Source organism: Eikenella sp. Marseille-P7795, assembly GCF_916618725.1.
GTDB classification, from domain to species: Bacteria; Pseudomonadota; Gammaproteobacteria; order Burkholderiales; family Neisseriaceae; genus Eikenella; species Eikenella longinqua.
Genome location: NZ_CAKAJZ010000003.1, coordinates 168,221 through 194,376, shown reverse-complemented (window position 1 = coordinate 194,376; position 26,156 = coordinate 168,221). Strand labels below are relative to the sequence as shown.

The 26,156-nt window shown below is 58.5% G+C and carries 29 protein-coding genes, 2 tRNA genes and 3 pseudogenes; 25 read left to right on the top strand and 9 right to left on the bottom strand.

The window, feature by feature from the left end:
- Both LG371_RS07375 and LG371_RS07370 read left to right on the top strand, forming a co-directional pair.
- Positions 1-668: pseudogene (locus LG371_RS07375) on the top strand (DNA polymerase III subunit gamma/tau); the annotation flags it as partial.
- A 55-nt stretch (positions 669-723) separates the two neighbouring features.
- Positions 724-1,065 (top strand): YbaB/EbfC family nucleoid-associated protein, encoded by a 342-nt coding sequence (locus tag LG371_RS07370; RefSeq protein ID WP_225748163.1) that lies wholly within the window; start codon positions 724-726, stop codon positions 1,063-1,065.
- Between the two features lie 207 nt (positions 1,066-1,272).
- Here the strand turns inward: LG371_RS07370 and aceF are convergent, their stop codons facing one another.
- The 4 genes from aceF to LG371_RS07350 all read right to left on the bottom strand — a co-directional run bounded on the left by aceF (position 1,273) and on the right by LG371_RS07350 (position 7,262).
- Positions 1,273-2,889, bottom strand: coding sequence for a dihydrolipoyllysine-residue acetyltransferase (gene aceF, locus LG371_RS07365; protein WP_225748162.1), 1,617 nt, complete (start codon positions 2,887-2,889; stop codon positions 1,273-1,275).
- 54 nt (positions 2,890-2,943) lie between these two features.
- Entirely contained in the window at positions 2,944-3,564 is a 621-nt protein-coding gene (locus LG371_RS07360) for a hypothetical protein (RefSeq protein WP_067592244.1), read from the bottom strand.
- A gap of 68 nt (positions 3,565-3,632) precedes the next feature.
- Positions 3,633-6,323: a pyruvate dehydrogenase (acetyl-transferring), homodimeric type gene (aceE, locus tag LG371_RS07355; protein ID WP_067592243.1), complete on the bottom strand. Its 2,691-nt coding sequence runs from the start codon at positions 6,321-6,323 to the stop codon at positions 3,633-3,635.
- 333 nt (positions 6,324-6,656) lie between these two features.
- Positions 6,657-7,262 carry a Smr/MutS family protein gene (locus LG371_RS07350; protein ID WP_225748161.1) on the bottom strand — a complete coding sequence of 202 codons (606 nt, stop codon included), beginning with the start codon at positions 7,260-7,262 and terminating at the stop codon, positions 6,657-6,659.
- Between the two features lie 218 nt (positions 7,263-7,480).
- Between LG371_RS07350 and ubiM the strand changes: the two genes are divergently transcribed.
- Complete coding sequence (gene ubiM, locus LG371_RS07345) at positions 7,481-8,653, top strand: 5-demethoxyubiquinol-8 5-hydroxylase UbiM (protein WP_225748160.1); 1,173 nt, start codon at positions 7,481-7,483, stop codon at positions 8,651-8,653.
- 161 nt (positions 8,654-8,814) lie between these two features.
- A tRNA-Thr gene (locus LG371_RS07340) sits at positions 8,815-8,890 on the top strand.
- An 82-nt stretch (positions 8,891-8,972) separates the two neighbouring features.
- Here LG371_RS07340 and LG371_RS07335 read toward each other — a convergent pair.
- The gene (locus tag LG371_RS07335) at positions 8,973-9,317 is read right to left on the bottom strand and encodes a cupin domain-containing protein (protein WP_067592233.1); all 345 of its coding nucleotides are present in this window, start codon (positions 9,315-9,317) and stop codon (positions 8,973-8,975) included.
- A 296-nt stretch (positions 9,318-9,613) separates the two neighbouring features.
- On the opposite strand from LG371_RS07335, the gene LG371_RS07330 reads away from it, so the two are divergent.
- From LG371_RS07330 to LG371_RS07305, 6 genes are all read left to right on the top strand, one after another.
- Complete coding sequence (locus tag LG371_RS07330; protein ID WP_225748159.1) at positions 9,614-9,943, top strand: lipopolysaccharide assembly LapA domain-containing protein; 330 nt, start codon at positions 9,614-9,616, stop codon at positions 9,941-9,943.
- A 4-nt stretch (positions 9,944-9,947) separates the two neighbouring features.
- Positions 9,948-11,126 carry a lipopolysaccharide assembly protein LapB gene (gene lapB, locus LG371_RS07325; RefSeq protein WP_067592228.1) on the top strand — a complete coding sequence of 393 codons (1,179 nt, stop codon included), beginning with the start codon at positions 9,948-9,950 and terminating at the stop codon, positions 11,124-11,126.
- Between the two features lie 6 nt (positions 11,127-11,132).
- Positions 11,133-11,663, top strand: a complete 531-nt coding sequence (locus LG371_RS07320) for a DUF4375 domain-containing protein (RefSeq protein ID WP_067592224.1) — start codon at positions 11,133-11,135, stop codon at positions 11,661-11,663.
- A 101-nt stretch (positions 11,664-11,764) separates the two neighbouring features.
- Entirely contained in the window at positions 11,765-12,502 is a 738-nt protein-coding gene (gene pyrF / locus LG371_RS07315) for an orotidine-5'-phosphate decarboxylase (protein ID WP_225748158.1), read from the top strand.
- Between the two features lie 196 nt (positions 12,503-12,698).
- Entirely contained in the window at positions 12,699-13,478 is a 780-nt protein-coding gene (locus LG371_RS07310; protein ID WP_067592217.1) for an amino acid ABC transporter permease, read from the top strand.
- Positions 13,479-13,512: 34 nt separating this feature from the next.
- Positions 13,513-13,653, top strand: a complete 141-nt coding sequence (locus LG371_RS07305) for a hypothetical protein (protein ID WP_225748157.1) — start codon at positions 13,513-13,515, stop codon at positions 13,651-13,653.
- 168 nt (positions 13,654-13,821) lie between these two features.
- On the opposite strand, the gene LG371_RS07300 is transcribed toward LG371_RS07305, so the two are convergent.
- From LG371_RS07300 to LG371_RS07285, 4 genes and pseudogenes are all read right to left on the bottom strand, one after another.
- A complete protein-coding gene (locus LG371_RS07300; protein WP_225748156.1) occupies positions 13,822-15,399 on the bottom strand; it encodes a glycosyltransferase in 1,578 nt (525 codons plus the stop codon).
- 117 nt (positions 15,400-15,516) lie between these two features.
- Positions 15,517-16,255 (bottom strand): annotated as a pseudogene (locus LG371_RS07295) (SAM-dependent methyltransferase).
- A 26-nt stretch (positions 16,256-16,281) separates the two neighbouring features.
- Positions 16,282-16,575, bottom strand: a complete 294-nt coding sequence (locus LG371_RS07290; protein ID WP_225748155.1) for a YciI family protein — start codon at positions 16,573-16,575, stop codon at positions 16,282-16,284.
- Between the two features lie 55 nt (positions 16,576-16,630).
- A complete protein-coding gene (locus tag LG371_RS07285) occupies positions 16,631-17,221 on the bottom strand; it encodes a nucleoside triphosphate pyrophosphatase (protein ID WP_225748154.1) in 591 nt (196 codons plus the stop codon).
- 54 nt (positions 17,222-17,275) lie between these two features.
- Between LG371_RS07285 and LG371_RS07280 the strand changes: the two genes are divergently transcribed.
- The 15 genes and pseudogenes from LG371_RS07280 (at position 17,276) to LG371_RS07215 (ending at position 26,134) form a co-directional block, all read left to right on the top strand.
- On the top strand, positions 17,276-17,779 hold the full coding sequence (locus tag LG371_RS07280; protein WP_067592202.1) for a DUF177 domain-containing protein: 504 nt from the start codon (positions 17,276-17,278) through the stop codon (positions 17,777-17,779).
- Between the two features lie 35 nt (positions 17,780-17,814).
- On the top strand, positions 17,815-17,994 hold the full coding sequence (rpmF, locus tag LG371_RS07275) for a 50S ribosomal protein L32 (RefSeq protein WP_003824258.1): 180 nt from the start codon (positions 17,815-17,817) through the stop codon (positions 17,992-17,994).
- 230 nt (positions 17,995-18,224) lie between these two features.
- On the top strand, positions 18,225-18,758 hold the full coding sequence (locus LG371_RS07270; protein WP_225748153.1) for a phosphoribosyltransferase: 534 nt from the start codon (positions 18,225-18,227) through the stop codon (positions 18,756-18,758).
- A gap of 97 nt (positions 18,759-18,855) precedes the next feature.
- Positions 18,856-19,911: a phosphate acyltransferase PlsX gene (gene plsX, locus LG371_RS07265; protein ID WP_067592196.1), complete on the top strand. Its 1,056-nt coding sequence runs from the start codon at positions 18,856-18,858 to the stop codon at positions 19,909-19,911.
- Between the two features lie 38 nt (positions 19,912-19,949).
- Positions 19,950-20,690 carry a triose-phosphate isomerase gene (gene tpiA, locus LG371_RS07260; protein WP_225748152.1) on the top strand — a complete coding sequence of 247 codons (741 nt, stop codon included), beginning with the start codon at positions 19,950-19,952 and terminating at the stop codon, positions 20,688-20,690.
- A gap of 13 nt (positions 20,691-20,703) precedes the next feature.
- The gene (gene secG, locus LG371_RS07255) at positions 20,704-21,057 is read left to right on the top strand and encodes a preprotein translocase subunit SecG (RefSeq protein WP_067592190.1); all 354 of its coding nucleotides are present in this window, start codon (positions 20,704-20,706) and stop codon (positions 21,055-21,057) included.
- Between the two features lie 21 nt (positions 21,058-21,078).
- Positions 21,079-21,164, top strand: a tRNA-Leu gene (locus tag LG371_RS07250).
- A gap of 223 nt (positions 21,165-21,387) precedes the next feature.
- A complete protein-coding gene (locus LG371_RS07245) occupies positions 21,388-22,605 on the top strand; it encodes an integrase arm-type DNA-binding domain-containing protein (protein ID WP_225748151.1) in 1,218 nt (405 codons plus the stop codon).
- Between the two features lie 266 nt (positions 22,606-22,871).
- Complete coding sequence (locus LG371_RS07240) at positions 22,872-23,804, top strand: hypothetical protein (protein WP_225748150.1); 933 nt, start codon at positions 22,872-22,874, stop codon at positions 23,802-23,804.
- 117 nt (positions 23,805-23,921) lie between these two features.
- Positions 23,922-24,122 (top strand): AlpA family transcriptional regulator, encoded by a 201-nt coding sequence (locus LG371_RS07235; protein WP_225748149.1) that lies wholly within the window; start codon positions 23,922-23,924, stop codon positions 24,120-24,122.
- 11 nt (positions 24,123-24,133) lie between these two features.
- A pseudogene (locus LG371_RS12405) lies at positions 24,134-24,280 on the top strand (hypothetical protein); the annotation flags it as partial.
- Positions 24,276-24,683, top strand: coding sequence for a hypothetical protein (locus LG371_RS12400; protein ID WP_370632671.1), 408 nt, complete (start codon positions 24,276-24,278; stop codon positions 24,681-24,683). The pseudogene LG371_RS12405 and the gene LG371_RS12400, both read left to right, overlap by 5 nt.
- A gap of 60 nt (positions 24,684-24,743) precedes the next feature.
- On the top strand, positions 24,744-25,148 hold the full coding sequence (locus LG371_RS07225) for a terminase small subunit (RefSeq protein WP_153717225.1): 405 nt from the start codon (positions 24,744-24,746) through the stop codon (positions 25,146-25,148).
- A gap of 309 nt (positions 25,149-25,457) precedes the next feature.
- The gene (locus LG371_RS07220) at positions 25,458-25,772 is read left to right on the top strand and encodes a hypothetical protein (protein ID WP_225748147.1); all 315 of its coding nucleotides are present in this window, start codon (positions 25,458-25,460) and stop codon (positions 25,770-25,772) included.
- Between the two features lie 86 nt (positions 25,773-25,858).
- On the top strand, positions 25,859-26,134 hold the full coding sequence (locus tag LG371_RS07215) for a hypothetical protein (RefSeq protein ID WP_225748146.1): 276 nt from the start codon (positions 25,859-25,861) through the stop codon (positions 26,132-26,134).
- Positions 26,135-26,156: the final 22 nt, after the last annotated feature.

Genomic DNA, 26,156 nt, shown 5'->3' with positions numbered 1-26,156 from the left:
ATTCAATCGAACCCGAGCACCCATATCCTGCCGAGCCGCAAGCCGCTCCAGCCGAAACGCTTCCCTCCGCTTTCGAGAGCAGCCCGCCGTGGGACGACATCCCGCCGCCCGCCAGTTTGGAAGCCCTGCAGTCCGAAAGCCAGCCAAACCAAAGGCTACCTGAAAACAAGCAAAGCAGGCCAAACGAGCCTTCTCCCACCCCAGCAGCCGATGGCGAACCCCCCGAACACGCCGGCACAGCCTCCCTCCCCCTGCCCAGCGCCAGCACTTGGCCGGATATCGCAGCCGCCCTCGCCCCCAAAATCGGCGCAGCCCAAATGAGCGCCCAGCACACCGCCTGCCTCGGCTACGACCCGCAGCAGCAGCTGCTCACCCTCGCCGTAGCCGAAGCCGGGCAGGTCAGCATCAGCCGCGAGCACATCCAGCGCATCGAGCAGCACCTCGCCGCCGCCTACGGCCACCCCGTCGCCATCCGCACCACCGACTGGCCGGCCGACGGCAGCGCCCCCGAAACCCTCGCCCTGCGCCAGCAGCGCCTGCGCCAAGCCGCCCGCGAGCAAGCCCAAAATCTGCTCGAAAGCGACCCCGCCGCGCAAGACATCCTCCGGCTCTTCGGCGCCCGCTGGCTGCCCGAAAGCCTTGTATTGCAGGAAGGCGGCCACACCTAAGGCCACAACTGCCAAACACCCTTTTTCCCCACCCACTTTTTACAGGAGCACACCCATGTTCAACAAAGCCGGCCTCGGCAACCTGATGCAGCAAGCACAGAAAATGCAGGAAAAAATGAAACAGGCGCAAGCCGAGTTGGCCAACATCACCGTCGAAGGCGAAGCCGGCGGCGGCCTGGTGAAAATCACCCTCAGCTGCCACCACGCCGTCAAACGCATCCAAATCGACGACAGCCTCGCCGTCGATGCCGCCAGCGACAAAGAAATGCTCGAAGACCTGATTGCTGCCGCCTTCAACGACGCCTCGCGCAAAGTGGAAGCCGCCGCCCAAGAGCACATGGCGCAATTCACCCAAGGCCTCGGCCTGCCCCCCGGCATGGACAATTTCTTCAAATAACCCGCCGCATCGGAACTACCGGCTGCCCGAACCCAATCGGCCAGCCGGTTTGTTTTGCCCGCCGCAACCGTTTGAGCGAAATTCACTTCGTTCGTTTTGGCGAAACTCTCTTCGTTCGTTTTCAGGTAGCCGCCAGGCCACCTATCCCGCCCGCCAACAAAAAGGCTACCTGAAACAATCAGGTAGCCTTTCATCATGCCCAAACGCTTACAGCGAAACGCGGCGGAAGTCTTTGAGCAGGTTGGCCAGATACACGGTGAAACGCATACCGGCGGCGCCGTCGATCACGCGGTGGTCGAACGACAGGGAGAGCGGGCACATCAGGCGTGGTTCGAAAGCGGAGCCGTTCCACACCGGTTTCATCTGCGATTTGCACACGCCCAAAATGGCCACTTCCGGCGCGTTCACAATCGGCGTGAAGCCGGTGCCGCCGATGCCGCCCAGGCTGGAAATGGTGAAGCAGGCGCCCTGCATTTCCTGCGGTTTGAGCTTGCCTTCGCGGGCTTTTTTGCTCAATTCGCCCAGCTCGATGCTGATTTCCTTGAGGCCTTTTTTGTCCACGTCTTTAATCACGGGCACCACGAGGCCGTTCGGCGTGTCGGCGGCAAAGCCGATGTGGAAGTATTTCTTCAGAATCAGGTTGTCGCCGTCGAGCGAAGAGTTGAACTCGGGGAAGGCTTTGAGCACGGACACGCTGGCTTTGATGATGAAGGCCAACGGCGACAGTTTCACGCCTTCGCGCTCCCATTCTTTGTTGAGCTGCTTGCGGAAGTTTTCCAGCTCGGTCATGTCGGCATCTTCGTTTACGGTAACGTGCGGGATCATCACCCAGTTGCGCGACAGGTTTTGGCCGGAAATCTTCTTGATACGGCTGAGCTCTTTCACTTCGATTTCACCGAATTTGGCAAAATCCACTTTCGGCCACGGCAGCAAATCCAAACCGCTGCCCAAAGAGGCGCCGGCGGCAGCCGGTTTGCCCGCGCCACCCTGCATGGCGGCTTTCACAAATTCTTTGATGTCGCCTTTGGTGATACGGCCTTTGTTACCAGTGCCTTTCACCAGGCTCAAATCTACGCCCAGCTCGCGCGCCAGCTTGCGGGCGGAGGGGCCGGCATGCGCCTTGGCGAAACCGGCTTCGTTGATCGGGGCGCTGCCGTAGGCGGCGGTGGCCGGAGCGGCAGGTGCGGCGGCGGGAGCGGGGGCAGCCGGGGCGGCTTTGGGCGCTTCGGCCGGAGCAGGGGCAGGCGCGGCTGCGGCAGCAGCACCGGCGGCGGCCACATCGATAATCACGGTACCTTCGGAAACCTTGTCGCCCACTTTCAGGTGCACGGCGGTGACGGTGCCGGCGGCGGTGCAGGGCACGTCCATGGTGGCTTTGTCGGTTTCTAGGGTAATCAGGGTGTCGTCCACAGCCACGGTGTCGCCCACTTTCACTTCCACGGCGATCACATCCACGTTTTCATGGCCGCCGATATCGGGCACGGCTACCTGAACATTGGCTGCGGCGGCTGGAGCAGGTGCAGCAGCCGGAGCGGGGGCGGGCGCGGCTTTGGGCGCTTCGGCGGGCGCAGCGGCAGCGGCTGCACCAGCGGCTTCCACCAGCACGATCACGGTGCCTTCAGATACTTTGTCGCCCACTTTCACTTTCACTTCCTTCACCACGCCTGCGGCATCGGCCGGCACGTCCATGGTGGCTTTGTCGGTTTCCAGGGTGATCAGGGTGTCGTCTAGCGCGATGGTATCGCCGGCCTTCACGGCCACGTCGATCACGTCTACATTTTCGTGTCCGCCGATATCGGGGACTTTGATTTCTACGGTGCTCATAAGCGTTCCTTATGCTATTCGGTTGGATGCCGGCGGCAAACCGGCATCATGAAATTAACGTCTTCTTCTGCAACTTACCGCATCTTGCAATGCCACGGGCTTCAGCTGGCCTTGTGCGCCGACTTCATACACCGACACCGCGCAGCGTCGCCCCGACAGGCCGATCACTTCGTAATCGCGCCCGGCCTGCGGCACAAACGAGGCCATGCGGGTGTTGCACGAGCCCTCGTTTTGAATGGTGATGTGCTGCATGGTCGGTTCGGGCATATTCCGTAAACCGATGTAGGCAGCCTGCACGTTCACGGCCTTACCGGCCGGCACGGCATATTCGCGGAAAAACGCCCGCGAGAGGACGCCGTTCATTTGGCCGATGCTTTTGCTGTGCGCGGTTTCGGGCATGCCCAGGCTGCGGCTTTTGACCGTGCCGGCAAACGAGCCGAGTGCATCGCCCAAGCTGCCGCCCACGTTCACTTTGTGGCCGCGGCGCGCCCGCCGGTCTTCAGCTTCGCAGTCGATGCCGCTCACCATGATGGTGGGCTTTTCGTTTTGGCCGTAGAGGCGCACGCGCGCTTGGGTGTTGCTGTCGTAGCTGGTGCTTTCTTCCTGCACCACCGGCGCATTGGATGCGCAGGCAGCCAGCAAAACGGCTGAGCAGATTAAGAATAACGGTTTCATTGCTTTTCCTTTTCGGTTTTCAGGTAGCCTCATACTGCGGTGAGGCTACCTGAAAATTCAAGGGCGGTTTAGCGTTTCCAGCTGGGCGCCACTTCGGTTTGCACGCCGTATTTCTCGATGGCTTGCTGTACCACGTCTTTGCCCACTTTGCCCTGTTTGGCCAAAGCGTCGAGCGCGGCCACGGCCACGTGGTAGCGATCCACTTCAAAGAAGCTGCGCAGGTTGGCGCGGCTGTCGGAGCGGCCGAAACCGTCGGTGCCGAGCACCACATAATCGCCGTTTTCTTTGGGGATGTAGGCGCGGATGCGGTCGGCGAAGCTGCGGATGTAGTCGGTAGCGGCAACCACCGGGCCGGTGTGGCCTTGCAGCTGCTGGCTCACGAAGGGCAGCTTCTGCTCGGCAGCCGGATGCAGGCGGTTCCAACGGTCGGTTTCGATGGCTTCGCGGTGCAGCAGGTTGAAGGAGGGGCAAGACCAGATGTCGGCTTCCACGCCGAAGTCGTTCTTCAGCAGTTCGGCGGCGTGAATCACTTCCTGCAGGATGGTGCCGGAGCCCATCAGCTGAACGCGTTTGTCGCCTTTGCCGCCCTCGCGGAACAAATACATGCCTTTGAGGATTTCCTGCTCGATGCCTTTGCGCTGCGGCATGGCGGGGTGGGCGTAGTTTTCGTTCATCAGGGTGATGTAGAAGAACACGTCTTCGTTGTCCACATACATGCGGCGCAGGCCGTCTTGCACGATCACGGCCACTTCGTATTGGAAGGTGGGGTCGTAGCTCACGCAGTTCGGAATCAGGTCGGCCTGCAGCTGGCTGTGGCCGTCTTCGTGTTGCAGGCCTTCGCCGTTGAGGGTGGTGCGGCCTGCGGTGCCGCCCAAGAGGAAGCCGCGGGCGTGCATGTCGCCGGCTGCCCAGGCCAAATCGCCCACGCGCTGGAATCCGAACATGGAGTAGTAAATATAGAACGGAATCATGGCGTAGTTGTTGTTGGCATAGCTGGTGGCGGCAGCAATCCAATCTGCCATGGCGCCGGGCTCGTTGATGCCTTCCTGCAGGATTTGGCCGTCTACCGATTCTTTGTAGAACATCAGCTGATCTTTATCCTGCGGGGTGTATTGCTGGCCTTTCGGGTTCCAAATGCCGTATTGGCGGAACATGCCTTCCATACCGAAGGTGCGGCTTTCATCGGGCACAATCGGCACGATGCGGCGGCCGATTTGCTTGTCTTTCAGCAAGGCAGCCAAGATGCGCACGAAGGCCATGGTGGTGGAGAATTCGCGCTCGCCGCTGGATTGCAGCTGGGCATCGAAGGTTTCCAATGCGGGAATCGGCAGGGCTTCGGTGCTCGGATGGCGTGCCGGCAGGTAGCCGCCCAAAGCGTTGCGGCGCTCGCGCAGATACTGCATTTCCGGGCTGTCTTCGGGGAAGCGGAAATAAGGCAGGTTGCCGCTTTCGATTTGCTCATCAGTCACTTCGATACCGAAGCGGTCGCGGAACTGTTTGAGCGACTGCACGTCCATCTTCTTGGCTTGGTGGGCCACGTTCTGGCCTTCACCGGAAGCGCCCATGCCGTAGCCTTTGATGGTTTTGGCCAAGATCACAGTGGGGCGGCCGTCTGCGTTGTTCACGGCTTCGTGGTAGGCGGCATACACTTTATACGGGTCGTGGCCGCCGCGGTTCAATGCCCAAATTTCGGCATCGGACATATCGGCCACCATTTCACGCAGTTCGGGCGTGTTGAAGAAGTGCTCGCGCACATAGGCGCCGTCTTTGGATTTGAAGGTTTGGTAGTCGCCGTCCAGACATTCTTCCATGCGCTGTTTGAGGGCGTGGTTGGTGTCTTTGGCCAGCAGGGCGTCCCAACGGCGGCCCCAGATGACTTTCAGCACGTTCCAGCCGGCGCCGCGGAAGTTGCCTTCCAGCTCTTGGATGATTTTGCCGTTGCCGCGCACCGGGCCGTCCAAACGCTGCAGGTTGCAGTTGATCACGAAAATCAGGTTGTCCAAACCTTCGCGAGCAGCCAAAGCGATGGCACCCTGGCTTTCCGGCTCGTCCATTTCGCCGTCGCCGCAGAAGCACCATACTTTGCGGCCTTTGGTTTTGGCTAGGCCGCGGGATTCCAGATATTTCAGGAAGCGTGCCTGATAAATCGCCATCAACGGGCCCAAGCCCATGGATACGGTGGGGAACTGCCAGAAATCGGGCAGCAGGTGCGGGTGCGGGTAAGACGGCAGACCTTGGCCGCCCACTTCCTGGCGGAAGTGGTCCAGCTGCTCTTCGCTCAGGCGGCCTTCCACAAAGGCGCGGGAATAAATACCGGGGGAAGAGTGGCCTTGCACAAACACCAAATCGCCTTCTTCGCCGGCGGCTTCGTTTTTGGCACGCCAGAAGTGGTTGAAGCCCACGTCATACAAAGTGGCGGAAGACTGGAAGGAAGCGATGTGGCCGCCCAGCTCCAAATCTTTTTTGCCGGCACGCAGCACCATGGCGGCGGCGTTCCAGCGGATGGCGGCGCGGATGCGGTGTTCCAGCTCCATATTGCCGGGCGATCTCTGCTCGCGGCCCACGGGAATGGTGTTCAGATAAGCGGTGGTGGCGCTAAACGGCAGGTGCACGCCGCGGCGGCGGGTGTAGCGCACCAGGTTTTCCAACAGAAAATGCGCCCGCTCCGAGCCTTCGGTTTCGAGCACGGAACTGAGCGCATCCAGCCACTCTTGGGTTTCAATCGGGTCTACATCGTGATCATGTTTCTCAACAGACATAATCCTCATCCTCTTTACTTCGGGTTAATCAACAAAATTCGCTTTTTCGTTTTGCAACACAGCAGAAATCAGCTATAAAAGCATACGCTTAAACAAACAAATCGGAAAACTGTTGTTTTCCGAACATAAGCGCCAGGCAAACGATGCCGCAACACACTGTATTTCCGCGGGATATTAACAGCACAACGCCGGAATGGCAACGATTTTTTCCAGCCGCCGCCGCTTTATTTTCCCCGCTGCGCACGCCCCATCCGCAGTAGGCTACCTGAAAAATCACCCAAAATTTCCCGCCGCGCCGGCATGCACAAAACAACAAAATGGAAACACCGAGTGCTATTCATCCCGCCGTTTGCGCAGCAACACCAACACCGCCCCATCGTTGCCGCCGTGCGGTTCCGCATAGGCCAATACGTCCGGATGCGCCATCAGCCAGCGCCGCACCAAGTTTTTCAACACCGGCGCAAAGCCCTGCGAACCCAGCCCGCTGCCGTGCACAATTTCCGCGCACACCCCGCGCCGGTGGTACACCTCCTCAATAAACTCGCTCAACACCTGCTGCGCCTCCTCCCGCGTGTAGCCGTGCAAATCCAAGCGCGCCACCCGCGGCCAATGCCCCGACACCAAACGGCGGATGTCGTCCTGCCCGCGCCCGTTTTTGCAAAACGAACGCGGCGGCTCGCGCTCGCTCTCTTCGCTCACATAAAAATACCGCCCCTCGTCCATCATCCCTTCCGCATCGAAACGCCGTTTCAGCGGCCCCTTCTCTTGCGGCAGCGGCACACGGTTGCTGCTTTTCAGCGGCACCACCGCCCCCACCGCCGCCGCAAAATCAAACGCCTGCGCCTTTTCTTTCCGCGCCTGCGCCGCTGCTTCCTCCTGCCGGCGCTTCGCCTCCTTGCCCAACTGTTTCAGCAGCTGCTGCGTATCCTGTTTGCTCATGTTTGCGCTCCGATAATTGAAGGCACTATTGTAAACCCAAATACCCGACAGATTTTCAGGTAGCCTCCAACCCGCAACAGGCTACCTGAAAAATTTTCCGCCCAACTAAAACCCCTTTCCATATTTTCAGGTAGTCCTTTCCTCCCGTTTCCACCCCGCAACTTGCGGTATAATCCCCGCAACCCTTCCCCAGCGCATCATGCCCACAGGAGCCCATCATGCAGCACACCTGCGACATCGTCGTCATCGGCGCCGGCCCCGCCGGCCTCAGCTTCGCCACCGCCGCCGCACCCAGCGGCCTCAACATCCTGCTCATCGAGCAAAGCAGCCAAGACACCCTCGCCAATCCGCCCTACGACGGCCGCGAAATCGCCCTCACCCACCCCTCGCAGCAGATTATGGAACAGCTCGGCATGTGGCAGCGCATTCCCGCCGAAGCCGTGTATCCCCTCAAAGCCGCCAAAGTGCTCAACGGCAGCTCCCCCTACACCCTCAGCTTCCCCCCGCCCACCGACGGCAAAGGCCAGCTCGGCTTCCTCGTATCCAACCACGACATCCGCCGCGCCGCCTACGAATCCGCCAGCCAGCACAACAACATCCACTTCCTCACCGGCCACAAAGTGCAGGAAGCCGTCAACGGCGAAGACGGCGTGAGCGTATTGCTCGACAACGGCGACACCGTATCCGCCAAGCTGCTCATCGCCGCCGACAGCCGCTTCTCCCAAACCCGCCGCCAAGCCGGCATTTCCGCCGACATGCACGACTTCGGCCGCACCGTGCTCGTGGCCCGCTTTGCCCACACCGTCTCCAACGAAAACACCGCCTGCGAATGCTTCCGCTACGGCCGCACCATCGCCCTGCTCCCGCTGGGCGAATACATGACCAACTGCGTCATCACCATCGACAACCGCCACCTGCACGAAATCACCGAGCTCAGCCCCGAAGCCCTCGCCGCCGACCTCGAACAGCAGCTGCAAGGCCTGCTCGGCAAAATGACCCCCGCCGGCAGCATCCACACCTACCCCCTGGTCGGCGTACACGCCCGCCGCTTTTCCGCCCGCCGCACCGCCCTCATCGGCGACGCCGCCGTGGGCATGCACCCCGTTACCGCCCACGGCTTCAACCTCGGGCTTGCCAGCGCCAACATCCTCGCCGGCCTCATCGTGCAGGCCGCCGCTTCCGGCCAAGACATCGCCTCCGCCGACCTCTTGGAGAAATATGAAGCCAAACACATCCTGCACACCCGTGCGCTCTATCACGGCACCAACTTCGTGGTGAAACTCTTCACCACCGAAACCGCGCCCGCCAAATTCCTGCGCAACACCGTGCTGCGCCTGAGCAACCACCTGCCCCCGGTGAAAAAACTCATCACCAAGCAGCTCACCGGCTAGCGTGCCATCCCTGCCCCGCTATTTTTCAGGTAGCCTCTCATTCCGTTGAGGCTACCTGAAAATTATCCGACTCACGTTCGCCGCAAAACAACACATCCACCCCATCTGAAGCCAACCCCTTGCCAAACCCCCGCAAGCTCGGCATAATGCGCCGCTTCTTCGCCGGTGTAGCTCAGTTGGTAGAGCACCTGACTTGTAATCAGGGGGTCGCGAGTTCGATTCCTGCCGCCGGCACCAATACAGCAAAACAGGCTGCCTTTTTCAGGTAGCCTGTTTTCTTTGTGCGATTGGGATTTATCCTGCCCGGCCCAAGGGCGCATCAATCCGCATTTACCATCACCAGCTGCATCCGGCAAGCGCTCACGGCGGTAAGCGCGTGCCTGTCGTTCGGCGCCAGATACACCACGTCGCCGGCATGCAGGATTTCGTGGCGCGCGCCGATGGAGAAGTCCATCTCGCCTTCCAGCAGGGTTACCACCACGGCTTTGGTGGAAGTGTGCTCGGTGAGCATTTGGCCGGCGTCCAGCGTAAACATCACCACGCGCAAAAGATCGTTATTCAGCACCGTGCGCGAGGTGGTGGCCTGCTCGCTGATGGGCAACGCCTGGTTCAGGCCGAGCTTGAACAGGGATTCGGATACGGGGGTAACGGAAGTGGCAGACATCAGATTGCTCCTTGTGTGAGGGTGGAAAATCCGGCCGGCAGGGTTTGGTGAAATCTTTTTATTTTCAAGGCTTGCCAAAATAGAGTAGGCTACCTGAAAACATCATAACACATTTTCAGGTAGCCTTTTGCCCTCGTGATTATGTTACCAATCGGCTTCATGGAAAGCGTGCCGACACGTTTTCAGGTAGCCTCCAAAGCGGCGCGGGCCATCAGTTAGGCTACCTGAAAACCCCCAAATGGTTTACACTTCGCCATTGATATCCATTCCCGCCCGCATGATGAAAGGCTTGCCCCATGAAACTGATTTCGCTGATTGTCAAACTGCTGCTTCTGGCCGTGTTCATCGTTTTGGCCGCATTCAACACCAAGCTGGTGGGCTTTTCCTACCTGCCCGGCAGCGAAATCAACCTGCCGCTGATTGTGCTCCTGCTGATTTTCTTTATCGTCGGCGCCGTGTTCGGCGTGTTTTCTATGTTCGGCCGCCTGCTCTCGCTGCGCCATGAAAACAACCGCCTGCGCAACGAAGTGCGCAAAAACGCCCGCATCGCGCAGGAAGAGCTGCAAACGCCCGTGCCGGTGGATGCCGAGCAGCCCGTGCCCGCCGCCGCGCCGGTGAAGGAATAAGCGCATGGACGGCAATATCTGGTGGTGGCTCACGCCGATTATCCTGCTGCCCGTGTTTTTCGCCATGGGCTGGTTTGCCGCGCGGGTGGACATGAAAGCCGTGCTCAAGCAGGCCAAATCCGTGCCCACCGCGTTTTACGCCAGCCTCGATGCGCTGGTAGACCGCAACCTCGGCAGCGCCGCCCGCCACCTGGCCGACATGACCGAGCTGCTGCCCGCCGGCGACAACGCCTACGAGCTGCACCTCACCCTGGGCAAACTCTACCGCCAGCGCGGCGAAAACGACAAAGCCATCCGCCTGCACCAAGCCCAGCTCGAAGCCCCCGAAACCGTGGGCGAAAAGCGCAACCAAGTGCTGTTCGAGCTCGGGCAAGACTACCAAAACGCCGGCTTGGTAGACCGCGCCGAGCAAATCTTCCTCGGCCTGCAACAAGGCAATATGGCCACCCAAGCCCGCCAAGTGCTGCTCAACATCTACCAGCAAGACCGCGACTGGGCCAAAGCCATCGAAACCGCCCAGCTGCTCAGCCACGACGAACAAACCTACCGCTTTGAAATCGCGCAATTTTATTGCGAACTGGCGCAAGCCGCCCTGTTCAAATCCGATTTCGAGCAAGCCCGCGCCAACATCGCCCAAGCGCTGGATGCCAACCGCAAATGCGCCCGCGCCAACATGATTCTCGGCGATTTGGAGCAGAAACAAGGCAACTACCCCGCCGCTGTGGCCGCCTACACCGCCATCGAAAAACAAAACCACGCCTACCTCAGCATGGTGGGCGAAAAACTTTATGACGCCTATGATGCCCAAGGCCAAGCCGCCGCCGGCCTCGCCGTGCTCACAGGCTACCTGAAAACCTTCCCCCAGCTCGATTTAATCAACGTCGTATACGAAAAATCCCTGCTGCTCTACGGCGAAGAGAAAGCCGCCGAAACCGCCGTGGAAATCGTGCGCCAGAAGCCCGACCTCGGCGGCGTATACCGCCTGCTCGGCCTGCGCCTGAACCAGCTCAATCCCGCCTGGAAATCCGATGCCGACATGATCCGCGGCGTTATCGGCCGCACCTTGCAGAAAAACGTGATGTACCGCTGCCGGCACTGCCACTTCAAATCGCAAGTTTTCTTCTGGCACTGCCCCGCCTGCAACAAGTGGGAAACCTTTACCCCCAACAAAATCGAAGTTTAGCCATCCATGCCCCAACACAATATGTTCACCATCAACGAGCTCTACCGCATGCTCAACGTCTGGTCGCAGCGCGTGCGCCACACCGCCCGAGGCATCGAGCATTTCACCGCCGCCGAGCACGCCCTGCTCGCCTACCTCAGCCTCGACCTCATCATGGAAGACGACGGCTTGGTGCAACTGATTGCCGCCAGCCGCGCCGAACACGCCCTTTCCGCCCAGCTGGCCGAAACCCTGCGCCGCTGGGGCGTGCAAGACACCCCCGATATCATCGACCGCGCCCGCACCCTCTATCAGCAGCACGGCGCCGCCATCCGCGCCGCCGCCGAGCGCAACGGCAACATCGAAGAGCTGCGCGCACAATTCCCCCAGTTCGACCCGCTCGATGCCGACTACTGCATCGCCTGCGAGGAAGACTTCTGCACGATTTGCTCCTACGTGCGCCGCCATCCCGCCGATTTCGCCCAACTGGCCGCCGCCGCAGGGCAAGTGAACAGCCCCCTGCCCCCGGTGCAGCCGGCCAGCCTGTTTCCCGCCTGAGCATCCCGCACGCCGAAAGGCTACCTGAAAACCCTTCCCCTTTTTCAGGTAGCCTTTTTTCAGGTAGCCCCATTTCAAACATCCGCCAACAAGGAACACACATGAACCCGCTCATCCTCGACCCCACCCCGCCCGCCGCCCGCATTCCCGTGATTGTCGCCCTCGATTTTGCCAACGAAGCCGACACCCTCGCCTTCGTACGCCGCCTCAGCCCCGATTTGTGCCGGCTCAAAATCGGCAAAGAGCTCTTCACCGCCACCGGCCGCCGCCTGGCCGAAGCCCTCATCCACCAAGGCTTCCAGCTCTTCCTCGACCTCAAATACCACGACATCCCCAACACCGTTGCCGCCGCCTGCCGTGTGGCCGCCGACATGGGCGTGTGGATGGTGGATATGCACACCGCCGGCGGCCGCCGCATGATGGAAGCCGCCGCCGAAGCCGTGGCCAACCACACCCAACGCCCGCTGCTCATCGGCGTCACCATCCTCACCAGCATGGAACAGGGCGATTTAAACGAGCTCGGCCTCACCGCCCCCATCGCCGAATGGGCATCGCGCTGGGCGGCCTTAGCGCAGCAGTCCGGCCTCGACGGCGTGGTCTGCTCCCCGCACGAAGCCGCCACCCTGCGCCAAGAGCGTGGCAGCGAATTTGTGCTGGTTACCCCCGGCATCCGCCCCAACCCCGGCGGCAACCAAGACGACCAGCGCCGCATCATGACCCCCGCCCAAGCCCTCGCCGCCGGCGCCAGCTATCTGGTGATGGGCCGCCCCATTACCCAAGCCGCCGACCCCACCGCCGTGCTGGCCGAAATCAACCGCCTGGCCAACCCCGCCGCTTAAGCGATCAAACGCAATAAAGGCTACCTGAAAACCCACTCCGGTTTTTCAGGTAGCCTTTTGTCCGCTTCATTACCAAGTGTCTCGGCAAATCCCCTGCTAGCCGCCCACCGCCTGACAAACCCGCCGTTTTCTTGTACAATCCGCCCCTTATTTCGTCAAAATCCGTAAACATTTCCGCAATAGAGCAAAGATTGCCATGAACAGCGAAACCGGCCTTATTCAACTGTTTTCCCAACATTTCCCGATTATCTACGAATATCGCCAAATGTTCTTCTTCGGCGTGCTGGCCACCATCGGCATCGCCGCCGCCTCCACCTTCTTCGGCATGATTTTGGGCTTATGCAACGCCCTGATCCGCGTGATCCGCATCGAAAAAGGCAATATGGTCAGCCGAGGCCTGCTGTGGCTGCTGCAACAATGCTCGCGCCTCTACGTTACCCTGTTTCGCGGCACGCCGATGCTGGTGCAGATTTTCATTTGGCACAACGTATGGTCTCCCCTGTTAGTGCACCAGCAAGACGGTCTGCTGATCCGCGGCGACTTGGCCGTTTTCCTGCGCCAAAACTACGCCCCGCTGGTAGCCGGCATTTTGGCGCTGTCGTTCAACTCCGGCGCCTACATCACCGAAGTATTCCGCTCCGGCATCAAATCCATCGACCGCGGCCAAATGGAAGCCGCCCGCTCGCTGGGCTTAAGCTACGGCCAAGCCATGCGCTACATCATCCTGCCGCAAACCCTGCGCCGCATGCTCGGCCCCTTGGGCAACGAATTCATCACCCTGCTCAAAGACAGCTCTCTCTTGGCCACCATCGCCGTGGCCGAGCTCACCTACGTCGCTAAGAGCGCGGCCGGCCGTTATTATGTGTATGAAGAGCCGTATTACTTCATCGCCCTGGTGTATCTCGTGCTCACCATGGCGCTGGCCTGGTTCTTCGCCCGCCTGGAGAAAAAATACAATACCGACGGCAACCGCTAAACCGCTGCCGCAACATAGCAAAAGGCTACCTGAAATGATTAGCTTCGCAGAAACTCGCGGGGTTCGTTTTCAGGTAGCCTTTATCACAAGCCTGCTGCCTCGATGGCACAGCCATGCCATTTATCCATTAGCCCCATTTTCAGGTAGCCTCAAAGCAGCCCAACAGGCTACCTGAAAACCTCCGGCCAGGCCAAACACCCTGCCTGCGCATGAATAACGGCGGCATCAGCATGCCGATACCGTTCCAACCAGAATCGCGCCCAGCGGCCGCATTGCCCAAATCAAAGGCTACCTGAAAAACCGCAATCCAGGTTTTCAGGTAGCCTCTTCTCATTCATGCCGCCTATTCGGCAGGCAGAAACCGATTCACCCCGTTTTCGCACCACGCCAGCTTTTTCTCCTGCGCATCGGCCAGCAGGCGGTCGTTTTCCGGCAGGGCGGCTCGTTCGGCCTCGGGGTGGTAGAGGTGGTAGGCCACGGCGGCGAATTTTAGGTTGGCGCGTTGGCCGCCGCTGTTGAAAAAGCGGGCGACAAACTCGCTATCTTCGCGCCCCCAGCCGACAAAGTCGTTGTTGAAGCCGTTGATTTTCAGCGCATCTTCGCGGAAGAAGGCCATATTGCAGCCGCGGATGCCGTGGAAATCGTTTTGGATTTCGCGGCGCAAAATCTGGCCGGAAAGCCAAGGCAGGCGGCAGGCGGAGAAGCGTTTTTCAAAGCGTGTTTCCAAACCTTTTTCATACCATTTCAGCACGCGGTAGCGGGCAGGCTCGGCCAGCAGCTCGGCGGTTTTCTCGGGCGTGAGGATCACGCGGCTGCCCTGCACAAACAGGCCTTTTTTGGCCGCGCGTTTGTGGTCGGCGATGAATTCGGGGTGCAGCACCATGTCGCCGTCGATGATGACGATGTAGTCGCTGCCGGCCTGCGCCAGGGCGCGGTTGCGCGATTCGGCCAGGCGGAAGCCGTCGTCGGGCTGCCAGGCGTGGCGCAGCGGCACGGGGAATTCGGCCTGATAGCGCTCGATCACGGCGCGGGTGTCGTCGCGCGAGCCGTCGTCGGCCACAATCACTTCCTGCGGCAGCACGCGCTGCGCCAGTACGGAGCGCAACACGGCTTCCAGCGCGTCGGGGCGGTTGTAGGGGGGGATGATGAGCGACACGGTAAGCCGCTGGTTGGCTTCGTGCAGTTTGATGTATTTGTAGTAGGCGCCGCTGGCGTTGGCAAAGGCGATGGTGAAGCCGTCGCCGCCGTCGAGGATGCCGCGTTTCAAAATATAGTTTTTGAAAAACGCTGCCGCGCCGTGCCCCACCGCGCCGGGCACGGAGGCGCGCCGTTTGAATTGCTGCTGGGCGGCGAAGAGGTCGGTGTAGTGCTGCATTTTGCTGATGAGCTCGGCGGCGCCGTCGAATGAATAATGCAGGAGCGGATGGTTTTCAGGTAGCCTTTCCACGCTGCTGCCGGCGGGCTCGATCAGGGATTCGTGCACTTGGTTGTCGTTGAAGCGCACGGTGCGGCGGTGGTAGAGGCGCTTTACCCAGTCGGGATACCAGCCGCAGGTGCGGATGGGGCGGCCGCGGTAGTGGTTGAGGCGCGGCAGGGCGTAGATTTTGCCGTGCGCCTGCCAATCGAGGGCGCGGATGGCGGCGGCCTGCTCGGGCGGCAGGATTTCGTCGCTGTCGATGTTGAGCACCCAGTTGTTGCGGGCGAGGCCGGCGGCAAGGTTTTTCATAGGACCGAAGCCGATGAAGTCGTGATGGTGCACGGCCACGTTGGGGAAGCGGCGGGCGATGTCGAGCGTGCGGTCAGTGGAGCCGTTGTCGAGGAGGATGATTTCGTCGAAATCAGCCAGGGCAGCGAGGCTGGCTTCGAGATGGCGCTCGGCGTTTTTCACCAGCATGGTGATGCTCACGGGAATGGGGTTCATAAGGCTTCTCTTCTGGCGGTTGGGTGGGGAAAGGCTACCTGAAAAATATCGGCCGTGCTTGGCTTCGCTTTTTCGTTTTCACTTCGTTTATCGCACTTTTCAGGTAGCCTCTACGGCTTAACGGCGTTTGCGGGCGGGCGCGGGCGCTTGGCCGGCATACAGCACGAACACGGTGGGCTGTTTGTGCAGGTCGGGCAGCGCCGCCTGCGTGCGCCATCGGCCTGCCGACATGCTGAGGATGCGCTGCTCGGGCAGGGTGAGGTTGCTGGCGGCGCACAGCAGGGTGTCGGGGTGCAGGGTGGCGACGGCGTCGGCCAGCAGGGCGTTGTTGCGGTAGGGGGTTTCGATGAAGATTTGGCTTTCGTTGCGGCTGCGCGAATCGTGCTCGATGGTTTTCAGGTAGCCTTGGCGGCCGGCGGGGTCGGCTGGCAGGTAGCCGCGGAAGGCGAACTGCTGGCCGTTGGCGCCGGATGCCATCAGTGCGAGCATCAGACTGGAAGGCCCCACCAGCGGCCACACGGCAAAGCCGGCCTGGTGCGCCAATGCCACCAGCGCGGCGCCGGGGTCGGCCACGGCGGGGCAGCCGGCTTCGCTGAGCAGACCCATGCTGCGGCCTTGGCGCAACGGTTGCAGCAAACCGGGCAGCTCGTCGGGGGCGGTGTGTTTGTTCAGCGCGCGCAGATTAAGCTGCTGCAAAGGCGTGTTCAAGCCGAAATGGCGCAGGCAGGCGCGGGCGGTTTTTTCGGCTTCAACCACGAAGTCGGTGAGGCCGGCGAGCAGGGCTTGCTCCTGCGGCAGGAGGCAGGGGGGCTGGGGTGCCGAGCGGGGTGGGGATGAGGAACAGGGTGGGTTGCATATTTTTCAGGTAGCCTAGAGGCCGCATTAAAGGGTTTCCCGATAGGCGATTAAATCATCGGCGGTTTTTGTCGGGATAAACTGGGTGATTTGGTATTCGGCCAGCTTGGCTTGGTAAAACGGGTCTTCGGCAATCATGGCTTCCACCTGCGCCCGGCTCCCGGCTCGCATAATAATCACGCCGCCGGTGCGCGGTTCTTTGCGGCCGGAAAACAGGAAGTGGCCGGCGGCATAGTGGCGGTTGAGGTATTCAATGTGTGCAGGCAGGTACGCTTCGATTTCGGCTAAAGGTTTGATGTCATTCAAGGAAACAATAAACATAGCTTATTCTCCAAAAGGCAGAAGAGGCTACCTGAAATTTCAGGTAGCCTCAAGCTTACAACACCGCCACACCTTCGGCCTGCAAAAAATCAATCAGCCGGAAAATCGGCAGGCCAATCAGCGCGTTGGGATCGCTGCTGTCGATGCGTTCAATCAGCGCGCCGCCCAAACCTTCACTCTTGGCGCCGCCGGCGCAGTAAACGGCATCCGGTTCGCGCTCGAGATAGCTGGCAATCTGCTGCGCCGTGAGCGGGCGCATTTTCACGGCGGTGGTGTTCACATGGCGCTGCAGGCTACCTGAAAACGTGTTGAGCACACACAGGGCGCTGTAGAAATGCAGCTCTTGCCCGGCGGTGTCGGCCAGCATCTGTTGTGCTTTCGCCACGCTCATCGGCTTGCCCAACTGCCGCCCGCCGCAACAGGCCACCTGGTCGGCACCAATCACCAAATGCCGCGGATAACGCGCCGCCAGCGAGCGGGCTTTGGCTTCGGCCAGCCTCTCGGCGGTTTGCCGCGGCGTTTCGCCCGGCAGCGGCGTTTCGTCGCAATCGGGCTTGGCAGAGGTAAAACGCAGGCCGAGTTTGGCCAGCTGCTGCTGGCGGAATACCGAGGAAGAGCCGAGCACAATCAGCAGGGATTCGTTCATAAACCGTATTAAAATATTGACGTTTCAGGCGGCGGATTATATCATGGCGCGTTTATGTCAGACCCTATTTTGATTGATCCGCAAGCAGTCGCCGCGCAGGCGCAGCATTTGGCCGGCCAAATCCGGCTGAACGAGATGGACGAGCGCATCGCCCGGCACGAATGTTTGGCCGAGCGGGAAACGCCGGTGGACTTTGCCTTGCAGGGCGGCCGCGACAAACGCGAGCGGCTGTATTTGGATTTGTCGGTTTCCGCGCAATTGTCGCTGGTTTGCCAACGCTGCATGCAGCCGATGCCGTTTGTTTTAGACGAACGGGCGCGCATCGTCTTGTTCGACAACGAAACGGCCTTGGACGAAGCCATGGCCGCCGAAGAAGAACTGGAAGGCATGCTGCTGGAGCCGGAGCTGGACGTCGGCATGCTGGTGGAAGACCAAATTCTGATGACCCTGCCCTACGCCCCCTGCCACTCAGACTGCGAGCACGGCAAGCTGGCCGAAATCAATCAGGATCGCCCCAATCCCTTCGCTGCCTTGGCGGCGCTGAAAAGTGGTCGTTAATTATTTACTCAGGTTTATTTTCAGGAGTTTGCAACATGGCTGTTCAACAAAACAAAAAATCCCCCTCACGCCGCGGCATGCACCGCGCCCACGACGCGCTGACCGCCCCCGCCCTGTCTGTGGACAGCGCCACCGGCGAAGTGCACCGCCCGCACCACATTTCTGCCAACGGTATGTACCGTGGCCGCAAAGTGGTGAAAGCCAAAGACGAATAAGTCGGCCACAGGCAGATACCAAGCCAGCAGATTGCCCACGCAATTACTGGCTTTTTTGCGTTGCCCCGGCAAACTGCGGCAATTAGGCTGCCTAAGGGCAAATTGCATTTTCAGGTAGCCTTCCGGTTGCCGAGCGCCCTCTGCCTGTTTACAATTTGCCGCTGTTTACCGGCACACAGAGCCCGGCTCCGTTGCCGAGTTTGCCGCACGCCCCAACCAAGGATTGAAACATGTCGGAAAAAATCTGGTACACCTATGACGAAATCCACCAAGCCCTGCGCAGCTTAGCCCACAAAATTCAAACGTCCGGCACCCGCTACGACACCATGATCGCCATCGGCGGCGGCGGTTTCATCCCCGCGCGTATCCTGCGCAGCTTCCTCAATATCCCCATCTACGCCGTAACCACCGCCTATTACTGCAACGACCACAGCCACGCCACGCGCGATTCCGTGCAGAAAATCCAATGGCTCGATCCCATGCCGGAAAGCCTGAAAGGCAAACACGTTTTGGTGGTGGACGAAGTAGACGACAGCCGCGTTACCCTGCAATTCTGCCTCGAACAGCTGATGCAGGAAGACTTCGCCTCGATGGGCGTGGCTGTATTACACGAAAAAATCAAAGAAAAGAAAGGCATCCTGCCGCCCGGCATCGCCTATTTCAGCGGCCTCGTTACCCCCGATTGGTGGATCAACTACCCCTGGGATGCCGACGACATCACCGAACACAACGCCCTGGCCGCCCAACGCCAGGCCCTACCCTAAGCCCTGCCGGCTACCTGAAACATCCGCCGCACACGGTTTGCATTTTTCAGGTAGCCTCAATCGCACGGCCACAAGAAATAATGGAGAATAGAATCAGATGATTACCTTAGCCATCGATGCCATGGGCGGAGATGCCGGCCTCACGGTAACCATTCCCGCAGCGCTGGAATTCCTGCAAGCCAAACCCGATACCAAGCTGATTTTAGTGGGCGACGAACCCTCCATCCGCAACGCCCTCGGCGCGCACGCCGGCCACGAACGGCTGCACATCGTGCACACCACGGAAGTGGTCGGCATGGACGAAGCGCCGCAATCCGCCCTAAAAAACAAAAAAGACTCCTCCATGCGCATCGCCATCACCCAAGTGAAAGACGGCGCCGCACAAGCCGCCGTATCCGCCGGCAACACCGGCGCACTGATGGCCACCGCCCGCTTCGTACTCAAAACCCTGCCCGGCATCGACCGCCCGGCCATTGCCAAATTCATGCCTTCCAAAGGCGGCGGCTTGGCACTGATGCTCGACTTGGGCGCCAATGTGGATTGCTCGGCCGCGCAGCTGCTGCAATTCGGCGTGATGGGCGGCGAACTGTTTGGCGCCATGTATCCGCGCAGCAGCCAGCCGCGTATCGGCCTGCTCAACGTCGGCACCGAAGACATCAAAGGCGGCAGCGTCATCAAAGAAGCACACCAGCTGCTGCAAAACAGCCCGCTAAACTTCATTGGCAACGTAGAAGGCGACGCCGTATTCAGCGGCGAAGTAGACGTGGTGGTGGCCGACGGCTTCACCGGCAACGCCGTGCTCAAAGCGATTGAAGGCGCAGTTAAATTCATCGGCGGCGTAATCCGCGAAGAATTCAGCCGCAACTGGCTGAACAAGCTGGCCGCCCTGCTCGCCTTCCCCACCCTGCGCGGCTTCAAAAACCGGCTCGACCCGCGCAAATTCAACGGCGCCATCTTCCTCGGCCTGCGCGGCATCGTGATCAAAAGCCACGGCGGCGCCGACGTAGAGGCCTTCAAATACGCCCTGCTGGAGGCCTACCACGAAGTCGAATCCGGCTCCATGGCCAAAATCGAACAAGGCATCGCCACCCAGATGGCCCGCCTGAACGCCGCGGCAGAGCAAACCGAAACCCCCGCACCCCAGCCCCAATAAGGCAACCCGTCTCAACCCAAGGAAAGGATGGCGGCATCATGATGTGGCAACAACCCTGGATTATCGGCAACTGGAAAATGAACGGTCGCAGCAATACCGTTGCAGCCTTCGCCCAAGCCTGGGCCGAACAAAGGCTACCTGAAAACGTGGTAACCGGCATCGCCGCCCCCCTGCCCTACTTGAGCGCATTCCGGCAAGCCGCCCCCGCCCTACACATCGGCGCGCAAGACGCCAGCCGCTTTGCCGCCGACGGCGCCTTCACCGGCGAAACCTCCGCCGCCATGCTGGCCGACCTCGGCGCACAATTCGTACTGCTCGGCCATTCCGAACGCCGCCAATATTTCAGCGAAAACAACGAAATCCTGTCGGCCAAGCTGGATAACGTTCTGGCTGCCAGCTTAATCCCCATCCTATGCGTTGGCGAAACCCTAGCCGAACGCCAAGCCGGGCGCGAGCAAGCCGTTGTGGCCGAACAACTTGCCGTGTTGCGCGGCAAAGCCCTAACACACCTTGCTATTGCCTACGAGCCGGTATGGGCCATCGGCACCGGCCAAGTGGCCACGCCCGAGCAAATTTCCGACATGCACGCCTTTATTTACGCCGAGCTCTTGTCTTTCGCCAGCAAGGGTGCTAATATCCGCGCTCTTTACGGCGGCAGTGTCAATCCGCAGAACGCGCAAACGATTCTGTCCCTGCCCAAAGTAGACGGCGCGTTAGTCGGCGGAGCTTCTTTAAAAGCAGACGGTTTCGCAGCCATCGCCCAAGCCGCCGCACAATAAACAGTGAACAGACATGGAAGCATTTAAAACCATTATTATGATTATCGGCGGCTTTGCCTCGCTGGCAATCATCGGTCTTGTCCTGATGCAACAGGGTAAAGGCGCGGATGCCGGCGCCGCTTTCGGCTCCGGTAGCGCGCAAGGCGTATTCGGCTCGGCTGGCAGCGCCAACTTCCTGAGCCGCAGCACCGCCGTTGCCGCTGCCATATTTTTCTGCTGCTGCATCGCACTCAGCATCATCTCGAGCAAAGGCAATGGCAGCCGGCTCGGTTTGGATGACGCGCCTGTGCAGCAAGCCGCTCCTGCTGCCGCATCCCAGCCTGCCGCCCCGGCGCAAGCCGCCAGCCAGGCAGTGATTCCGGAGTAGCAGCCTCAACAATTTTTTCAAGCCGACATGGTGGAATTGGTAGACACGCTATCTTGAGGGGGTAGTGACCGTAGGTCGTATGAGTTCAAGTCTCATTGTCGGCACCATCAAACAAAAACAGCCCAAATTTTCGGGCTGTTTTTTTACGTCTAACGCCATCCAATGCAATCAGCCAAATTCAAGACAGGCAAGGCTTTCAGGCTGATTCAGCCTATCCTTTCCCCCTCCCTATTCAGCTAATCCCGTCTAATGCCGTCTAATTGAATTGCCCCTTTTATGGGGGTATGATTGGGGGTATCCGGAAAATACCCTCAAAAATATACCCCCAGAATGCCCCTGAACGACCGCCAAATCAAGAACGCGAAACCTACCGGCACAGGAAAAAAAGCTAAGCTGTTTGACGGTGGTGGCCTGTATCTGGAAGTTACCCCGGCAGGCGGCAAAATCTTCCGCCTGAAATACCGTATCGACGGCAAGGAAAAAACGCTGACTATCGGCAAGTATCCTGCCGTTTCCCTCTCCGAAGCACGGCAGGCTGCCGAAAACGCCCGCCGTCTGCTGTCAGACGGGCAAGACCCCGCTGCCGCCAAGCAACAGGAAAAACAAGAGCGAAAAGCTGCCGCCCTAAATACCTTTGAAGCCCTTGCCCGCCGTTGGCATGCCGACAACCTGCACCGCTGGCAGCCCGTTCACGCCGAACGTATCCTTGCCGATATGCAAAAAGACGTGTTTCCCCACATTGGGCAAATACCGCTGGCCGAAGTAAGCGTTTCCGACGTGAAACCCGTTATTGCCGCCATTGTGGCCCGTGCCACAAATGTAACCGCCGAGAAAGTGCGGCAATGGATAGGCGCGGTGTACACCTATGCCGCCATGCTGGAGATAACTGACCGCAACCCAGCCGTACCGCTACGCGGCCACTTCGAGAAAAAGACTACCCGCCACATGCCCGCCCTGCCCCGCGAAGAACTGGCCGAGTTTTACCGCCGCTTGATACCGGCCGATATTGAGCCGGCAAACAAAATTGCCCTGCTGCTGACTATGCTGGTGTTTGTACGCAATACCGAACTGCGCGGCGGGCAATGGGTGGAAGTGGACTTTTCAGCGGCGCAATGGATTATTCCCGCCGAGCGCATGAAGATGAAACGCAGCCATACTGTGCCGCTTTCCGATTGGGCGCTGGAGCTACTGCGGGAACTGCACGGCCTAACCGGCAATACTCCCTATCTATTTCCCAGCCGCACCAAAACTACCGGCTTTATCAGCGATGCCACCCTAACCCGCATCATTGAGCGCCTAGGCTACAAAGGCATAGCCACCCCGCACGGCTTCCGCAGTTTGGCAAGCAGCATCCTGAACGAACAAGGCTACAACCCAGATGCCATAGAACGCCAGTTAGCGCATGAAGAAAGCAACCGGATTAGAGCCGCCTACAACCGGGCGGAGTATCTGGCCGAGCGGCGGGAGATGATGCAATGGTATTCAGACTATCTGCGGGAGCGATACCGCCAAGCCCAAGCCTTGATTGCAACAGATGGGGCTACCTGAAAAACAAGACACCGGCAGGCGGGCTGGTGTTTTATTTCGCTTCGCATTATCCTTAATCCAGCCTAATGCCGTATAACGCCGTATTGCATGATAGAGGCAAGGCAGCGAAACCGACGAGCAAAAGGAGAACACCATGCCAGCCATCATCACAGACAACGCACTAGAGGCGCTGCAAAGCCTGAATTATCCCGATAGTGCCGACGATATAGAGCTGGTTCCCCCGCGCCGCTAAACCCATTTGAGGCTACCTGAAAACAGGAGGTGAAATGAGAACTTGGAAAGAACTCAGGCAATCCATATGGCAAATAAGTAGATTTGTTGCTCCTGCTACTGATAATTTACTGTCTGCATTAGAAAATTTATTAAAAAATAGGACACATGAACAAATTGAGTATGTATCAAATTTCATTATGGAAAGCATAGATTTTTATTTTGAAGAGAAAAAACGCATAGCAATTGATGAGTTAAAAGAAAATCTTCCTGTTGATGGAAGTCTAAATAATCTATTCGACTGGGGTTATGAAGAAGGGGAAGTAGTGTGCTACCCAACATTTGAAACAATTAAATATATAGAAGAGACATCATATTTGGAGACAGAAAATAATACAGAAGATTATGAAGCATTGTTAAATTATTTTTCTGAATATGAAATAGATGAGGAAGATAAAAATTTCCCAAATGGTAAGGAGTATGAATTTTTAGCTATTTTATCTTTGTGGCACCTTAATTATGCTATGGATAATTTTGATTTAAATAGGATTAAAGATGAAACAGAGCAAGAAGGATTCCCGTTATCGCTTGAAGAATGGAGAGTAGTTAGTAGAGAAAATGCAGTTGGTAATATATTTAAAGCTTGGAATATATTAAGAATTGCAGAGTATGATTTTTTATCAACACAAACAAATAAAGATAAATCTTTATTTTATAAAGAAGTAAAGGCAAGTGTGCTTAAGGAAAATGCAAGAAAGGCAGGTAAAGCCAAACAAAGCCCCTATGAAAAGGTAGGCACGATTGCTGCTGTAAACGAACTGCTTGAAAAGCATCAGGCATTGCTTGGACAACACGGCGGGAAGGCTGCATTGTGCAAAATGATAAGGGATTCAATCGCTGAAAGAGCTATCCCCGCTTACCGAGAACCAGCTGAAAAAACCGTTATGACGTGGATAAAAAATTTCCAAAATAGGAAATCAACTAGCTGACTTCCTGAAGTCAGCACGCTACTACCGGAAATCAACACGCTACTTCCTAGAAAGCCGCCCACGAGGCGGCTTATTCTTTGCCCCGTTATCCAACAACAGCTAACGAGGTATCAAACCATGCAACAAAGCATCATCCGCCCCAGACAAGCCGCCGCCCTGTTCGGTGTTTCCCTCTCCACCCTTTGGAACTGGAACAATCCCAAGCACCGGCTATACCGCCCCGACTTTCCCAAACCCTTCAAGATTTCTGCCAATACCACCGGCTGGCTGCAATCAGAGATTGACGGCTACATCTGCAAGCTGGCCGAAAACCGCTAGGGAGGCAGGCCATGCAAAACAAAAACCGCCCGAACGACAAGCATCCGAACGGCCAAACAAAGGGAATTACCACTACCCGCCATTCTACCATCCCCACGCAAAACCAGCGCATCCTCTCCGCCCTGCAGAGCGGGCAGAGCCTGACCGCCTACGATATGCACCAAATGGGCATTATGGGCTGCAACGCCCGCATCTGCGAACTGCGGCAGGCAAGGCCACAGCCTAGCCGCCATCTGCCGCAGGAAGAACCTGCCTGCCCCCAGCACCGTCTACAAATGGCTGGCCGAAAGCCCCGAATTTTCGGAGCGATACGCGCACGCGCGCGAACAACAGGCAGACTTCTACGCCGACGAAATCATAGAGATAGCCGACAACTGCCCGCCTGAAACCGGCGAAGTAGCGAAAGCCAAATTGAAGATAGACGCCCGCAAATGGAAAGCCGCCCGCCTTGCCCCGAAAAAGTACAGCGAGAAAACCGAACTAGACTTGAAATCGACAGACGGCAGCATGCCCCCCGATAAAGATAACCCGCGTCATCATCGACCCCAAGGAAACCCTTAGCAGGCCACCTGAAAATACCCAGCCGGAAATACAGCCTTGCTTAAAAACAAAGGATTAGCCATGACCCCGAAACAAGAACGCTTTGTCTGCCTGTATGTAGAAACTGGCAACGCCAGCGAAGCCTACCGGCAGGCATACAACGCTGGAAAGATGAAAGCCGAGAGTATCAACCGCAAAGCCAAGGAACTGCTGGATAACGGCAAGATTGCGGCAAGAATCGCTAAATTGCAGGCAACGCACAGGAAACGGCACGAAATAACGGTAGATACCCTGCTTGCAGAATTGGAACAGGCACGGCATACCGCACAGGAGGGCGGCAGCGCTTCCGCCATGGTAGCCGCCACCATGGGCAAGGCAAAACTGCTTGGCTTGGACAAACCCCAGCCCGAGAACGCAACGGACAGCCCGCCCGTCATCATCGAGCTGGTAGCCCCGCAAACAGAGGAGCATTGGGAAACGCACTAAGCATCCCCTTTGCAAAACATTTGACAGATTGAGCCTTGAGAAGCAGAATGCAGCCTCTCTCTCAACATACAGCGGAAATCTGCACCGCTTGCAGATTTTTTATCGCCATCACAATTCAGGTAGCCTGATTGGCGTGCGTGTGAAATTAACACGACCGTGTCAAAATCAGACGAACGTATTAAATTCATACGGCCTTTCAAGTTATGGCGGTGTGCGGTATCGGTAACGACCGCGCCGGACTGTATGCCGGAGAGAGCACCGCCCCCTATTCGGGCTTCTCAAATCTCAAAACATACAGGAGCTTTCCAAATGGAAGCAATTAATCAAACCGCGCAGACCGCGCAATATCCCATCCAAAAACCGACCACGGCATCCGCCTATCTGGCCGCCGTGGCTATTCCCAACAGCTGTTACGACCCTATGGCCTGCCGCTGGCATCCATTGGGCTTCTACCCCACCAAACAAGCCGCCCATACCGCCTGCTTGGCATTTATCGATACCCTGCCGCCAGAAATCTACGGTTATACCCCCTTTACTGCCTTAAAAGCACGGCAGCCCGGCATCAGTGGTTTTTACGACAAGCTGCTTGAACGTCTGAATCAGGGCAAATCCCAACACGCCTAATCCCCACACCTCACCCCCACAAAGCCCGAAGTGCACCCGCAATCCGCACATCGGGTGGGGCAGGCTACCTGAAAAGGACAAACATCATGAAATCTTATCCACGCACTGCAAAACCCATCAAACCCTATCATTCGCCCAAGCCGCCGAAATCCTGCCTGCTGGCCGTGGGTTATTGCCGGCCTGAAAGCCCGCTGGTGTATGAATACCGGCCAATCGGCCATTTCCCCACCAAAACCGCCGCCAAGCAGCGCATAGAGGAGCTGAAGCAGGAAGCCCCGGATTTGCTGTTTCTGATACTGGAAACCAACCCGAGCAAGCAGGCAGCCGTTTATCAGAAATTCGCCGCCGCCCTGAATGCCTAGGCAGCATCCCGAAAAGGAGCAG

Bases quoted from the DNA above. Each gene is read 5' to 3' on its own strand.
- LG371_RS07330 (WP_225748159.1), top strand. From the start codon at position 9,614: ATGAAACTGATTTCGCTGATTGTCAAACTGCTGCTTCTGGCCGTGTTC.
- LG371_RS07300 (WP_225748156.1), bottom strand. From the start codon at position 15,399: ATGAACCCCATTCCCGTGAGCATCACCATGCTGGTGAAAAACGCCGAG.
- tpiA (WP_225748152.1), top strand. From the start codon at position 19,950: ATGATGTGGCAACAACCCTGGATTATCGGCAACTGGAAAATGAACGGT.
- LG371_RS07220 (WP_225748147.1), top strand. From the start codon at position 25,458: ATGGAAGCAATTAATCAAACCGCGCAGACCGCGCAATATCCCATCCAA.
- LG371_RS07360 (WP_067592244.1), bottom strand. From the start codon at position 3,564: ATGAAACCGTTATTCTTAATCTGCTCAGCCGTTTTGCTGGCTGCCTGC.
- LG371_RS07225 (WP_153717225.1), top strand. From the start codon at position 24,744: ATGACCCCGAAACAAGAACGCTTTGTCTGCCTGTATGTAGAAACTGGC.
- aceF (WP_225748162.1), bottom strand. From the start codon at position 2,889: ATGAGCACCGTAGAAATCAAAGTCCCCGATATCGGCGGACACGAAAAT.
- aceE (WP_067592243.1), bottom strand. From the start codon at position 6,323: ATGTCTGTTGAGAAACATGATCACGATGTAGACCCGATTGAAACCCAA.
- LG371_RS07335 (WP_067592233.1), bottom strand. From the start codon at position 9,317: ATGTCTGCCACTTCCGTTACCCCCGTATCCGAATCCCTGTTCAAGCTC.
- LG371_RS07290 (WP_225748155.1), bottom strand. From the start codon at position 16,575: ATGTTTATTGTTTCCTTGAATGACATCAAACCTTTAGCCGAAATCGAA.
- secG (WP_067592190.1), top strand. From the start codon at position 20,704: ATGGAAGCATTTAAAACCATTATTATGATTATCGGCGGCTTTGCCTCG.
- LG371_RS07305 (WP_225748157.1), top strand. From the start codon at position 13,513: ATGATTAGCTTCGCAGAAACTCGCGGGGTTCGTTTTCAGGTAGCCTTT.
- LG371_RS07310 (WP_067592217.1), top strand. From the start codon at position 12,699: ATGAACAGCGAAACCGGCCTTATTCAACTGTTTTCCCAACATTTCCCG.
- LG371_RS07285 (WP_225748154.1), bottom strand. From the start codon at position 17,221: ATGAACGAATCCCTGCTGATTGTGCTCGGCTCTTCCTCGGTATTCCGC.
- LG371_RS07240 (WP_225748150.1), top strand. From the start codon at position 22,872: ATGAGAACTTGGAAAGAACTCAGGCAATCCATATGGCAAATAAGTAGA.
- LG371_RS07320 (WP_067592224.1), top strand. From the start codon at position 11,133: ATGCCCCAACACAATATGTTCACCATCAACGAGCTCTACCGCATGCTC.
- LG371_RS07370 (WP_225748163.1), top strand. From the start codon at position 724: ATGTTCAACAAAGCCGGCCTCGGCAACCTGATGCAGCAAGCACAGAAA.
- LG371_RS07235 (WP_225748149.1), top strand. From the start codon at position 23,922: ATGCAACAAAGCATCATCCGCCCCAGACAAGCCGCCGCCCTGTTCGGT.
- LG371_RS07350 (WP_225748161.1), bottom strand. From the start codon at position 7,262: ATGAGCAAACAGGATACGCAGCAGCTGCTGAAACAGTTGGGCAAGGAG.
- plsX (WP_067592196.1), top strand. From the start codon at position 18,856: ATGATTACCTTAGCCATCGATGCCATGGGCGGAGATGCCGGCCTCACG.
- LG371_RS07215 (WP_225748146.1), top strand. From the start codon at position 25,859: ATGAAATCTTATCCACGCACTGCAAAACCCATCAAACCCTATCATTCG.
- pyrF (WP_225748158.1), top strand. From the start codon at position 11,765: ATGAACCCGCTCATCCTCGACCCCACCCCGCCCGCCGCCCGCATTCCC.
- lapB (WP_067592228.1), top strand. From the start codon at position 9,948: ATGGACGGCAATATCTGGTGGTGGCTCACGCCGATTATCCTGCTGCCC.
- rpmF (WP_003824258.1), top strand. From the start codon at position 17,815: ATGGCTGTTCAACAAAACAAAAAATCCCCCTCACGCCGCGGCATGCAC.
- ubiM (WP_225748160.1), top strand. From the start codon at position 7,481: ATGCAGCACACCTGCGACATCGTCGTCATCGGCGCCGGCCCCGCCGGC.
- LG371_RS07270 (WP_225748153.1), top strand. From the start codon at position 18,225: ATGTCGGAAAAAATCTGGTACACCTATGACGAAATCCACCAAGCCCTG.
- LG371_RS07280 (WP_067592202.1), top strand. From the start codon at position 17,276: ATGTCAGACCCTATTTTGATTGATCCGCAAGCAGTCGCCGCGCAGGCG.
- LG371_RS07245 (WP_225748151.1), top strand. From the start codon at position 21,388: ATGCCCCTGAACGACCGCCAAATCAAGAACGCGAAACCTACCGGCACA.